The organism is Micromonospora aridisoli, from assembly GCF_056150025.1.
In genome coordinates, this window is record NZ_JAXCFK010000008.1 from 17235 (window position 1) to 29901 (window position 12667).

A 12667-nucleotide genomic window follows, 5' to 3' on the forward strand; every position below is an offset into this window, starting at 1 on the left:
GGACCGGGCGCGACAGTGACACCGCGTACGCGGTGGAGAGGCTCACAGGCGGACCCGGCCAATCGGTGCACGGCGCCGGGCGTGTCACCACGATAGCCCGCGAAACCCGCAAATGCCCAGCTCAGGTGCGCTTTGATTCAGCTTGGAGAAGGCTGAGAGGCAGAGTGGACGACCGGTAGGACCACTACGGACGGATGATCCGGGTCGTGCATGATCTCCCGGTATCCACCACGGAGGGTGACAGCCGCGCCGAGAGGTTCGCCGGTGCCGGGGTTGCGCGCGTAGCGGGGATGGGCACCACCGGAGACCTGCAACCGCAGTCGGTGCCCCGCGGCGAAGCGGTGGGCGGTGGGCCACATCTCCACCGGCACCGTGACCGCGCCGGTACCGTCGGCGGGAAACCGCTGCGGATCGACCCGGACCAGCCCGTCGCAGATGTTCCACGAACGTCCCCGGCCGTCCACGTCGCACAGTCGTACGAAGACGTCCAGGTACTTCAGCTCGCTGCGCAGGTGGATCTCGGCCCGCACCGGCCCGACCACCTCGAGCCCGCCGGACAACGGCTCGCTGGTCCAGGTCAACACGTCGGGGCGGGCCTCGACCGGACGGTTGTCGAACGGGCCGGCCCGCTGGGCCACCAGGAGGGGACCGCCGAGCGAGGGCGTCGGGTCGGCGGGGTCGTACCAGAATCCGTCCGGTGGCGACGGCACCGGGGCCGAGGTGCGCAGGGCCGCGCCCGGGTGCAGGTACCACTGGGTCGGGTCGGCCGGTGGCGGCCAGTCGGGCAGGTCACGCCAGCCCCCGCCGTCGCCCCCGACGTGGACCCGCACCGGGGCATCGGCCGCCGTGCCGGACGCCCCCGCGCCACCACCGGTCCACTCGTCGGCGGCCCGGTCGTCGGACAGGTGGGTGCCCAGCCAGCTCAGTCCCTCCCGCAGCGCGGCCACGAAGAGCCCGGGGCTGCCGTGGGTCCACGGCCCGACGACCAGGCGCGGCCGGGCGCCGGTGGCCCGCAGCGCCATGTAGTCGCGCAGCTGCGCCGGCAGGAAGATGTCGTGCCAGCCGCTGACCATCGCCACCGGGGACCTGACCAGGTGAAGTCGGTCGTCGAAGACCCGGCTGCGCCAGTAGTCGGCCTGCGGCGTGTGGTGCCGCAGCCACTCCTGGAAGAACGGCACGGTCACCCCGGTGGCGACCCGGTCGGCCTCGATCAGTGGCAGGTGGGACAGGGCGGCGGTGAGCCTCGGCTGACCGCGTTTGAGTTCCCACTGGCGGGCCAGCCACGGCACGGTCTGTGCCTGCAGCAGCTCGGCCCAGGTCAGCACCGTGTCCAGGGCGAACGACTCCCCCGCGTAGGTGGAGTCGCGGGTGGTGGAGGCGGTGGCGACGGCGACCATCGCCCGCAGCTGCGGGCCCGCGTCCGCCGCGAGCGCCCACTGCACGAAGCCCTGGTAGCTGGCACCGAACATGCCGAACGCGCCGGTCCACCAGCGCTGCCGGCGCAGCCAGTCGAGCGTGTCGAGCCCGTCGTCACGTTCGTGCACGAACGGCTCGAACGCGCCGCCCGAACCGCCGGTGCCCCGGCAGGACTGGATGACCACGTGGAACCCCTGCTCGGCGGCGAGTCGGCAGAGCAGCCGCATCGGTCCGGCCCGGCCGTACGGGGTGCGGATCAGCACCGTGGGCGCGGCGGGCAGGTCGGGTGCGTAGTGGTCGGTGCGCAGTATCACCCCGTCGCGTACCCGCAGCGCGATGTCCCGGGTGACGGTGACCCGTCGGGTACGCGCCGGGGGCAGTCGCAGCGCGGCGGCGGCGAGTCCGGCCGCCAGACGATCCAGCACGGCTCACTCCGCCCGACGTCGGTGCGGCTCGGGCCGGGCGGCACGCACCTCGTCCCGGTGTTCCCTCAGCGAGGCACCCATCTCCGTGATGAACCGGTACACCACCTCCAGCTCCTCGTCGCGGAAGCCGGACATCACCCGGTCGGTGCGTTCGCCCAGCGGCCGGAAGAAGCCCATCGCCAGCTCGGCGCCGCGTTCGGCGTAGCGCAGCAGGACCTTGCGCCGGTCCGTGGTGTCCCGGTCACGACGCAGATGTCCGCCGCGCTCCAGCCGGTCGATCAGCGCCGTGACCGAGCCGGAGGAGAGCCCGAGGTGTTCGCCGAGCCGGCCCGGCGTGATCGGGTCGCCCACCAGCTCGGCGTCCATCACCGCGATCAGCGCCTGCAGGTCGGTGGCGTTGAGGCCGTGCTGGCCGGCGAAGGCGTGACCGACGTGCTGCGCGTCCACGCCGTACCGCCGTAGCTCTGCCGTGATCTCGGCGATCAGCACGTCCCGGCGCGTGTCGCGCCGGCGGTACATCCCGTGAGCTGCCACGTCCCGCCGCTTCCTCCCCGAGGTCCCGGGTCGCAGCATAACCGAGACGGGCCCTCGTCTCGACGGCCGAGAATCTCTCGCCACAAGAGCTGTTGCAACATCTCTCTTGATAGGCGAAACTCTCGATTGTCTAGACATTCCGTGGCTGGGGGGGCTCATGTCCGTGTTCACCCGCGTGGCAGGCGGTCGCCTGAACGCCTGGTTCACCGTCCTCGCGGCGATCCTCGTGGGCGCGGCCGTCTTCTGGCTGCCCGTCCCCGACAACCCGGCACCGGTCTCCGCCACCGGCCTGTCCGACCGCTGGCAGTCCACCCAGGTCGAGCGACTTCAGGACGAACTGCCCGCCAGCGACGTCCAGCCGGCCATCGTGGTGGTCACCCGCGACGACGGCACGCGGTTGACCGACGGCGACCGGGCCGCCGTCGCCGCCGGCACCGCCGACCTGGGCGGACTCGCCGCCGGCGGTCAGGTCGCGCCACCGCAGCTCTCCCCGGACGGCACCGTGGCGCTGGTCGCCGTGCCGCTGAGCATCGACGGTGGCCAGGAGGCGGTGGCCGCCACCGTGACCGAGGTCCGCGAGGCGCTGACGGCGCTACCGGCGGAGCTGACCGTCGAGGTGACCGGCGCGCCGGCCTTCACCGCCGATCTCACGAAGGTCTTCGCGGGCGCCGACACCACCCTGCTCGCCGTGACCGCCACCGTCGTGGCGCTGCTGCTGCTGGTCACCTACCGCAGCCCGCTGCTGTGGATGGTGCCCCTGGCCGTCGTGGCCGCCACCGAACAGGTCGCCCTGCGGGCCCTGGACACCGTCATCCCCGCCGTCGGCATCAACTTCGCCGGCGGTGCCGTCACCGGCATCGCCAGCGTCCTCGTCTTCGGTGCCGCCACCAACTACGCCCTGCTGCTGATCGCCCGCTACCGCGAGGAACTGCGCCGGGAGCCGGACCGCTTCGCCGCCATGCGCGCCGCGCTGCGCCGTACCGCCGAGCCGATCCTCGCCAGCGGCGGCACCGTCATGCTCGGCGTGCTCACCCTGCTGCTCAGCGAGCGGGAACTGAACCGGGCCCTCGCCGTCGCCTGCGCCACCGGCATCCTGCTGGCCATGGCCTCGGCCCTGCTCGTCCTGCCCGCCGCGCTGGTGCTGCTCGGACGCGGCCTGTTCTGGCCGTTCGTACCGGACGTGGGCAGCACCGGCCGGGAGGGACGCGTCTGGGGCCGCCTCGGCGCCGCCGTGATCCGCCGACCGGTCCCCGTGGCGGCCCTGGCCACCCTGCTGCTGGCCGGACTCGCACTGGGCGGCCTCGGCCTGCGCACCGGACTGTCGGAGACCGAGCAGTTCCGGGTACAGCCGGAGGCGGTCGCCGGGGCGCAGACCCTCGCCGGTGCCTTCCCGGCCGGCACGACCCAACCGGTCGCCGTGATGACCAGCCCCGACGCCGTACCCGCGGTCACCGCTGCCGCCGCCGCGGTGCCCGGGGTCGCCTCCGCCCGCCCCGGCGCCGCCGGCCCCACCGTCGCCCAGGTCGACGTCGTCCTCGACGCCGAGCCGGGCACCGCCGCCTCCGACCGGACGCTGGAGGCCCTGCGCGACGCGGTCGCCGCCGTACCCGACTCCGCGCCACCCGCGCCGGCGGACGGCGACGCCCCGGCCGGGGCCGTCGTCGGCGGCACCGTCGCCGGCACGTACGACGCCGCGGCGGCCGACGCCGAGGACCTGCGTCTCATCCTGCCGCTGATCCTGCTGCTGGTGGCCGCCGTCCTGGTGCTGCTGCTACGCGGCCTGCTCGCCCCGGTGCTGCTCGTGGTCACCGTCGTCGCGTCCTACTTCGCCAGCCTCGGCGGCGCCTGGCTGATCTTCGACCACGTCCTCGGCTTCCCCGCCCTGGACACCAGCGTGCCGCTGCTCGCCTTCGTCTTCCTCGTGGCCCTCGGTGTGGACTACAACATCTTCCTGGTCACCCGCGCCCGCGAGGACGCCCGCACCGCCGGCACCCGGGAGGGCATGCTCTCCGCGCTACGGGTCACCGGCGGCGTCATCACCAGCGCCGGCATCCTGCTCGCCGCCGTCTTCGCCGTCCTCGGCGTACTGCCGCTGATCACCCTGACCCAGATCGGAATCATCGTCTGCCTCGGCGTCCTGCTGGACACCCTGCTGGTCCGCACGGTCGTCGTCCCGGCCCTGGCGTTCCTGCTCGGGGAACGCTTCTGGTGGCCCGGCCGCATCACCGCCGATCAGAACCCGAGACAGACACACTCCGTCATCAGCGCCCGGACGTTGCGCACGTAACCCGGGTTCGGCACGGTCAGCGGCTGCCCCTCCCGGGCCACCGCCCCGTGACCGTAGTTGTACGCGGCAATGACCGCGTTCAACAGGCACGAGTTCAGCTCCGAGGTGCACAGGTCGGCGTCGAGCCGGTAGTCGGCGTCGAAGTACATGTCGCCGATGTACTTGGTCAGCCAGGCCAGGTAGGTGCCGCCGAGGTAGGCGTTGTCCCGGTAGTCCCACACGTCGTAGCTCTGCCCGAAGCGCTGGTTCATCCAGGTCGCGGTGTCCGGCATCACCTGCATCAGGCCGATGCCCCCGTCGCAGGCCACGATGTTGGACTGCCAACCGCTCTCCTGCCAGGCCGTCGCCTTGATCAGGCTCAGCGGGATGCGGATGTCCGGCGCCGACGTGGGCCAGTACGTCCGCCCGGCCGCGTCGGTCAGCGCCGCCTTGGCCTGGGCCCGGCTGGCCTGGTCGCCCTTGTAGCTGGGCTGGCAGCCGCTGGGCGCCGGCTTCGGCGGGGCCGGCGGGACCTTCGTCTCCGTCGGCGGCTTCGGCACCGCCCGCGGCGCGGTGGCCGTGGTGCGCTTCGGCTTCGGACTCGGCTTCGCCGACGACGGCGACGCGCTGGCGCTCGGGCTGGCCTTCGGGGCGGCCCCCATCGACTCCACGGCCGCCGGTGTCGCCGACGCCTCCTCCGGCGTCGGCGAGTCGTCCGGCTCCGCGGAGGCGTCCGGCAACTCCTCCGGAAGCGCCACCGGGGCCGGCAGGTCCCGCGCGGGAGTGTCCACTTCGGCGCAACCGCCGCCGGTCAGCAACAGCATCCCGGCGACCGCTGCGACGCCCCACCGTGCGACGCTGCGTCCCATGTCGACCCCCTCCGACCGTGATGAACCCGCCGCACATTAACAGCTACGGGCCGTCGCGCGTGGCCCCGCGCGACGGCTGCCGGCCCCGCTCCGGGTCGCGCCGGCGCCTCAGCCAGGGGCGGAGCGACCGCCGGCCACCGCACGGTCCCGGGTGGCCCAGGCCACCATGAACACCGCCGTCCAGGCGGCACCGAGCAGCACCGCCCCGACGGTGCCGCTGGCCGTGCTCAGGCCCAGGTACAGCCGGGCGCCGCCGATGGTGACCACACCGGCCGTCGCCACGGTCCACGCGGCCACCGCGACCGGCCACCGGGCACCCCGCGACAGCAGCCACGCCAACGTGCACAGACTCGCGGTCACCAGCACGTTCTGCGTGGAGAAGAGCACCACCCGCTCACCGGCGGCCAGGTCGGCCACCGCAGCCAGCACCACCAGCGGCACGAACGCGCCGACCGTGCCGACCACGCTGAGCAGGTCCGCCCGCCACGGCCGGTGCCGCCAGGCCTGCACCAGGGCCACCACCGCCACCACCACGATCAGCGACGAGCCACGCAGCACCGACACCGCGGCCTGCGTCGCCTCCACCGCGTCGGGCGTACGCCGGGCCGCGAACCAGCTCGCGATCGCCCCGTCGATCAGGGCCAGCCCGCTGTGCCGGACCACCGCCCGCAGGGTCCACGCGATGGCCAGTCCCACCGCGAACAGCAGCACCACCCCGGCCGCCAGGTTCGCCAGCAGGGCCCACGCCGGGCCGAGACGCAGGCTCAGCAGGAAGAACAACAACCCGTAGCGGGCCGACAGCCACCGTACCGGCGGCACCCGGGCCGCCCGGCTCAGCAACGCCCGCGCCGGGTCGGGGTTTCGGCCCAGCCACCGCCCGGCCAGCACCACCGCCACCAGCGCGGCCACCAGCACCAGCACCGCACCGGTCGCCTGGCCCAGCACCCGGGAGACCGTCTCGTACGACTCGCCCGCCAGATGTCCGACGAGCACCGAGGCGGCCACCCAGGTACCCACCCCGGCCAGGTTCCACGGCGCGAACCGGCGGTACGGCATGCCGGCCGCCCCGGCCAGCCTCGGCACCAAGGTGCGGGCGAACGCGACCCAGCGGGCGGTCAGCACACCCCGCCCACCCATCCGCCCGAGCATCGCGTCGGCGCGGGCCCACCGGTGCGTACCCACCCGGGCGCCCCATCGACTGGCCCGCAACCGCGGCCCGTACCGCCGGCCGGCGCGGAACGCCACCGCGTCACCCACCGCGGCGGCGGCGATCATCACCAGCAGCGCCGGACCGAGCCGCAGCGTACCGGCGTATGTGAGGAAGCCCACCAGCAGCAGCGTGGCCTCGCCCGGCGCCACGAGCCCGACGATCAGTGCCGTCTCGGCGGCCACGATCAACGCCGCCACCACGTAGATCAACGACGGCGGCAGGTTCTGTAACGAGCTCAGCAGGTCGTGCACGGCGCCCCCGGATCACCTCAGCCAGACCACCCCGCAAGTGTGACAGCGGCCGCCCCGGCGAGCCGGTACGCACCCAGGGTGACCCCCGACGCCGTGGCGCAACCCCACAGGCGGGAGGATGGAGCCCATGCAGCTTCGCACCGACCTCCGCAACGTCGCCATCATCGCTCACGTCGACCACGGCAAGACCACCCTGGTCGACGCCATGCTGCGGCAGGCCGGCGCCTACGGCGCCCGGGGCGAGGTGACCGAGCGGGTGATGGACTCGATGGACCTCGAACGGGAGAAGGGCATCACCATCCTGGCCAAGAACACCGGCGTCCGCTACCTGCCGGCCGACGGCTCGGACCCGGTCACCATCAACATCATCGACACCCCCGGCCACGCCGACTTCGGCGGCGAGGTCGAGCGCGGACTGACCATGGTCGACGGGGTGGTGCTGCTGGTCGACGCCAGCGAGGGACCGCTGCCGCAGACCCGCTTCGTGCTCCGCAAGGCCCTCAAGGCCCGGATGCCGATCATCCTCGTGATCAACAAGGTGGACCGACCGGACGCCCGGATCAAGGAGGTCGTCGACGACACCTACGAGCTCTTCCTCGATCTCGACGCCGACGAGGAGCAGATCGACTTCCCGATCGTCTACGCCTGCGCCCGGGACGGCATCGCCTCCCTGACCCAGCCCGCAGACGGTTCGGTGCCACAGGACAGCCACAGCCTGGAGCCGCTGTTCCGCACCCTGCTGGACACCATCCCGCCGCCCGCGTACGACGAGAGCGCCCCGCTGCAGGCGCACGTCACCAACCTCGACGCCTCGCCGTTCCTCGGCCGTCTCGCGCTGTGCCGGGTCCGCCAGGGCACCATCGCCAAGGGCCAGACGGTGGCCTGGTGCCGCACCGACGGCAGCACCCAGCGGGTCCGCATCTCCGAGCTGCTGATGACCGAGGGCCTGGAGCGCAAGCCCGCCGACAGCGCCGGCCCGGGTGACATCATCGCGGTGGCCGGCATCCCCGAGATCATGATCGGCGAGACCCTCGCCGACGCCGAGAATCCGGTGCCGCTGCCGCTGATCACCGTCGACGAGCCGGCGATCTCGATGACCATCGGCACCAACAACTCCCCCCTGGTCGGCCGGGTCAAGGGCGCCAAGGTCACCGCCCGCATGGTCAAGGACCGGCTGGACAAGGAACTCGTCGGCAACGTCTCGCTGCGGGTGCTGCCCACCGAGCGCCCCGACGCCTGGGAGGTGCAGGGCCGCGGCGAACTCGCCCTGGCGATCCTGGTCGAGCAGATGCGCCGCGAGTCCTACGAGCTGACCGTCGGCAAGCCGCAGGTGGTGACCCGGGAGATCGACGGACGCACCTGCGAACCGGTGGAGCGGCTCACCATCGACGCCCCCGACGAGTACCTGGGCGCGATCACCCAGCTGCTGGCCACCCGCAAGGGTCGGATGGAGCAGCTGGTCAACCACGGCACCGGCTGGATCCGGATGGAGTGGCTGGTCCCGGCGCGCGGCCTGATCGGCTTCCGCACCGAGTTCCTCACCGAGACCCGGGGCACCGGCATCCTGCACCACGTCTTCGAGTCCTACGAGCCCTGGTTCGGCGAACTGCGGACCCGCAACAACGGCTCGCTCGTCGCCGACCGGGCCGGTGCCGCCACCGCGTTCGCCATGATGAACCTCCAGGAGCGCGGCACGCTCTTCGTCGAGCCCGGCACCGAGGTGTACGAAGGCATGATCGTCGGAGAGAACTCCCGCTCCGACGACATGGACGTCAACATCACCAAGGAGAAGAAGCTCACCAACATGCGCTCCTCCACGGCGGAGGAGACCGAGAAGCTGATCCCGCCGCGCAAGCTCTCGCTGGAGCAGGCGCTGGAGTTCTGCCGCGAAGACGAGTGCGTCGAGGTCACCCCGGCGGCCGTCCGCATCCGCAAGGTCGTGCTCGACCAGACCCAGCGGGCCCGTACCGCGGCCCGGCGCAAGCACGCCGGCTGACCGGCCGATGGCCGCAGACGACCTCCACGCGCGGCTGGACCGGGAGCCGGGCACGATTTCGGTGTGGGCGGGGCCACTCGGCTCCCCGCCCACCTGGACCCGGCACGCGGAGGTCACCCACTACGCGGCGAGCACGATGAAACTGGCCGTGCTCGCCGCGCTGCACCGCGCGGCCGAGGCCGGCGACCTCGATCCGGACGCCCCGGTCGAGGTCGTCAACCGGTTCACCTCCGCCCGGCCGGACGCCCCGCCGTACTCCTGCCGCCGCGAGTACGACAACGACGAGGCCGTGTGGCAGCGCCTCGGCGGGCAGGCGTCACTGCGCTGGCTCGCCGACCGGATGATCGTCCGCTCCAGCAACCTCGCCACCAACCTGGTCATCGAACACGTCGGCCTGCCCGCCGTGGCCCGGGTGTGGCAGCTGGCCGGTGCCCGGCACAGCGTCACCGGACGCGGGATCGAGGACTTCGCCGCCCGCGAGGCCGACATCACCAACCTCGTCACCGCCGCCGACCTGGCCGCGCTGCTCGGGGCCGTCGCCACCGGCACCACCCGCCCCGGTCCGATCACCTCGCCCGCCGGCTGCGCGGCCATGCTCGACGCGCTCTGCGCCCAGCAGATCCGCCAGGACATCGCCGAGGGACTACCCGCCGGCACCCGGCTCGCCCACAAGAACGGTTGGGTACGCGGCGTACGACACGGCGCTGCCGTGGTCTACCCCGACGACGCCCCCGCCTACCTGCTCGTCGTCTGCACCACCGCCGACGAGGGCGAGGGTCGGGCCGACGCCGACGCCCGGGAACTGGTGGCCGACATCTCCCGCCGGGTCTGGCAGGCCCGCCACGACCTGGGCGCGCTCACTCCAGCAGGTTCGCCCGCAGCGCCGCCACCGTCTCCCCGCTGATCCCCAGACCGTCGCGCAGGTACGCCCCGAACGATCCGTGTACCCGCCGCACCTGCTCGTAGGCGGCATCGAGATACTCCGGGCGGACCTCCAGCACCGGCCGCACGGCCGCTTCGTCGAGCCCCGGGTGGCGCCGCCGCATCGCCTCGATGAGCACCTCGCGCAGGCTCGCCGTCAGCGGATTGTTGGCCAGGTAGTCGGCCCGGATCGCGGCCTCGTCCACGCCGAGGGCGTGCAGCAGCACCACGGTCAGCCAACCGGTGCGGTCCTTGCCGGCCGAGCAGTGGTAGACCAGCGGAAGGTTGCCGGCGTCGGCCGCCAGCCGTACCGCCGCGGCGAACCCCTCCCGGGCCGGGTCCCCCGTGACGAACCAGCGGTAGATCGCCGCCATCGCCGCCGGGGTCCCCTGCCGCGCCAACTCGGCGTACCCGCTCAGGTCGTGGCCGAGCAGCACGGCCGAGACGTAGGTGAAGACCGGATGCGCCGGGTCGTGCACCGGCAGGTGCACCACCGTCGGCTCCCCGGCCAGCCGGTCCGGCGGCGCCACCGACACCTCGGCGTGGGCCCGTAGGTCCACCACACAGGCCGGTTCGAGCTTCGCCAGCACCGGCAGGTCCTCGTCGGTCAGCCGGCCCAGCGCCGGTGTACGGATGAGTCGTCCCGCGCGTACCCGCCGGCCCCCGGCGCCGATCAGGCCGCCGAGGTCCCGCGCGTTGGGTGCGCCGACGAGCGTCCAGTCCGTGCTCACGCGCTCGCTCATGTTCCCCCCCCCTCGCGTACCGGGTGCCGCACCCGACGGTCGTCGCGGTACGCGCCCGCCCGGTCGTGGAGCTGGCCGGTGTCGAACGGTACCCGTCCTCGTCCGGTCGGCCGCAGCCGGTCGCGGCGCCACCTCGACGTCGCGTAAAGATTCAGACTGATGAATTGATGTGTGGCGACGCCGCTCCTATGGTCTGAGCAACGGGGGTGCGACCGACCGGGGTGATCGCGCGGCACGGCACCGAGGCGGTGTCCGGGTCGCCGTCGCCGCCCTGTGGAGATCCCCCGACGCGGTCCGGCCGGTGGACGCCCCGGCGCTCGGCTCAACCGCCGACGTCGGGGCGTGGGTCACCGGCCCTGACCTGCCGCCTGCCTCGCACGGCCGACAGCCGCCCCCGGAAGGCCGCGAATCAGCGACGGACTCCGGTCAGCTCGCGTCGCTGATCCCGGGATGACCTGACCAGACTCGCCACCGTGGCCACCGCCAGCGCTCCCAGGATGACCAGCAGCGACAGCCAGATCGGGACGTGCGGCGCCCAGCCGACGTGCTCGCCGTTGTTGATGAACGGCAGGTTGTTCTCCGCCAGCGCCTCCAGGATCAGCTTGACCCCGATGAAACCGAGCACCACCGCGAGCCCGTGACTCAGGTAGATCAACCGTTCGAGGAGCCCACCCAGCAGGAAGTAGAGCTGCCGCAACCCCATCAACGCGAACACGTTGGCGGTGAAGACGAGGTACGGCTCGTGGGTGATCCCGAAGATCGCCGGGATCGAGTCGAGAGCGAAGATCAGATCGGTGGTGCCGATGGCGATCATGACGATGAGCATCGGCGTGAACATCCGCCGGCCGTTCTCCCGCACCACCACCCGAGCACCGTCATAGCCCCGCGAGATGGGCAACGCTCGCCGGCTCCAGCGGATGAGCACGTTCTCGGTGAACTCCTCCTCGCTCGACTCACCCTGCCGGGCCAGGTTGATCGCCGTGTAGATCAGGAACGCGCCGAAGACGTAGAAGACCCAGGTGAACTGCGAGATCAACGCCGCGCCCGCGGCAATGAACCCACCCCGCATGACCAGCGCCAGGACGATGCCGATGAGCAGCACCTTCTGCTGGTACTGCCGGGGAACCGCGAACCGGGCCATGATGATCACGAATACGAAGAGGTTGTCCACGGAGAGGCTGTACTCGGTCAGCCATCCGGTGTAGAACTGGCCGGCCACGCTCGCCCCGGCGGTGAGCCAGAGCCCGCCGCCGAAGAGCAGGGCCAACCCGACGTAGAAGGCGACCCAGAGACTCGACTCCCGCACACTCGGCTCGTGCGGCCGGCGCCCGATGATGAGCAGGTCCACCACGAGGACCGCAGTCAGGGCCACGAGTGTGGCCGCCCACACCAGTCCGGACACGTTCACAGTCTCATTCCTCCCGGCAGCCGCGCAGCAACCGGCACACGGTACGCCCTCGGGTGCGGGTGAGCGGCCCCACCCTGGCTGAGCATCCTAGGAGGATGGGTTGTCAGTTGACCGCCCTCCGCCCACGCAGTCAGTGGGTGGGAAAGCCGCCCGGGTCGGCGTCGACCCGCCCAACGGTGTGGCAGGCTGCCGCCATGGTGCTTGAGGTAGCGCTCATCGATGTCACTCCCGGCCACGAGGAGGCGTTCGCCGCCGCGTACGCCCAGGGGCACAAGCTGCTCGCGGGCACGCCCGGCTGCCGCTCGGTACGCATGACCCGGGGCATCGAGTCCCCCAGCCGCTTCGTGCTGCTGGTGGAGTGGGACTCGGTCGAGGCACACGAGCAGAACTTCCGGGCCTCGGAGCGGTTCGTCGGGTGGCGCGAGCTGATCGGCCCGCACTTCGCCGCCCCGCCGCGGGTCGAGCACTTCGTGGACGTACCCGCCTGACGGACACCGGGTCACCACACACCGACCCGAGAAACTGTCACACCGGCCACCTATCGTGCATCTCGCGTCGGAACCGGACCCGACGGCTTCGGGGGCGCCGGGCCCGGTTCCGACGCGCAGCGGGCTTCCGCGTTCGGGTG

At 72.5% G+C, this 12667-nt stretch carries 10 protein-coding genes; 4 read left to right on the forward strand and 6 right to left on the reverse strand.

From position 1 onward, the window contains the following. Nucleotides 1–137: 137 nt before the first annotated feature. Nucleotides 138–1841, reverse strand: coding sequence for a CocE/NonD family hydrolase (locus tag SM447_RS17845; RefSeq protein WP_474573951.1), 1704 nt, complete (start codon nt 1839–1841; stop codon nt 138–140). Nucleotides 1842–1844: 3 nt separating this feature from the next. Beyond that, complete coding sequence (locus SM447_RS17850) at nt 1845–2360, reverse strand: MarR family winged helix-turn-helix transcriptional regulator (RefSeq protein ID WP_474574220.1); 516 nt, start codon at nt 2358–2360, stop codon at nt 1845–1847. A gap of 172 nt (nt 2361–2532) precedes the next feature. Between SM447_RS17850 and SM447_RS17855 the strand changes: the two genes are divergently transcribed. Continuing rightward, nucleotides 2533–4662, forward strand: a complete 2130-nt coding sequence (locus SM447_RS17855) for an MMPL family transporter (protein ID WP_474573952.1) — start codon at nt 2533–2535, stop codon at nt 4660–4662. On the opposite strand, the gene SM447_RS17860 is transcribed toward SM447_RS17855, so the two are convergent. Both SM447_RS17860 and SM447_RS17865 read right to left on the reverse strand, forming a co-directional pair. Next, the gene (locus SM447_RS17860; RefSeq protein ID WP_474573953.1) at nt 4608–5510 is read right to left on the reverse strand and encodes a lytic transglycosylase domain-containing protein; all 903 of its coding nucleotides are present in this window, start codon (nt 5508–5510) and stop codon (nt 4608–4610) included. The two genes, SM447_RS17855 and SM447_RS17860, sit on opposite strands and share 55 nt — an antisense overlap. Nucleotides 5511–5618: 108 nt before the next feature. Beyond that, entirely contained in the window at nt 5619–6971 is a 1353-nt protein-coding gene (locus SM447_RS17865; RefSeq protein ID WP_474573954.1) for a DedA family protein, read from the reverse strand. A gap of 127 nt (nt 6972–7098) precedes the next feature. Between SM447_RS17865 and typA the strand changes: the two genes are divergently transcribed. Both typA and SM447_RS17875 read left to right on the forward strand, forming a co-directional pair. Further along, on the forward strand, nt 7099–8967 hold the full coding sequence (gene typA / locus SM447_RS17870) for a translational GTPase TypA (RefSeq protein WP_474573955.1): 1869 nt from the start codon (nt 7099–7101) through the stop codon (nt 8965–8967). A 7-nt stretch (nt 8968–8974) separates the two neighbouring features. Further along, complete coding sequence (locus tag SM447_RS17875; protein ID WP_474573956.1) at nt 8975–9871, forward strand: serine hydrolase; 897 nt, start codon at nt 8975–8977, stop codon at nt 9869–9871. Here the strand turns inward: SM447_RS17875 and SM447_RS17880 are convergent. Both SM447_RS17880 and SM447_RS17885 read right to left on the reverse strand, forming a co-directional pair. Then, nucleotides 9825–10631: a tyrosine-protein phosphatase gene (locus tag SM447_RS17880; protein WP_474573957.1), complete on the reverse strand. Its 807-nt coding sequence runs from the start codon at nt 10629–10631 to the stop codon at nt 9825–9827. The two genes, SM447_RS17875 and SM447_RS17880, sit on opposite strands and share 47 nt — an antisense overlap. A 409-nt stretch (nt 10632–11040) precedes the next feature. Continuing rightward, nucleotides 11041–12039, reverse strand: coding sequence for a TerC family protein (locus SM447_RS17885; RefSeq protein WP_474573958.1), 999 nt, complete (start codon nt 12037–12039; stop codon nt 11041–11043). Between the two features lie 194 nt (nt 12040–12233). Between SM447_RS17885 and SM447_RS17890 the strand changes: the two genes are divergently transcribed. Beyond that, complete coding sequence (locus SM447_RS17890) at nt 12234–12527, forward strand: antibiotic biosynthesis monooxygenase family protein (RefSeq protein ID WP_474573959.1); 294 nt, start codon at nt 12234–12236, stop codon at nt 12525–12527. The last annotated feature ends 140 nt before the right edge of the window (nt 12528–12667 follow it).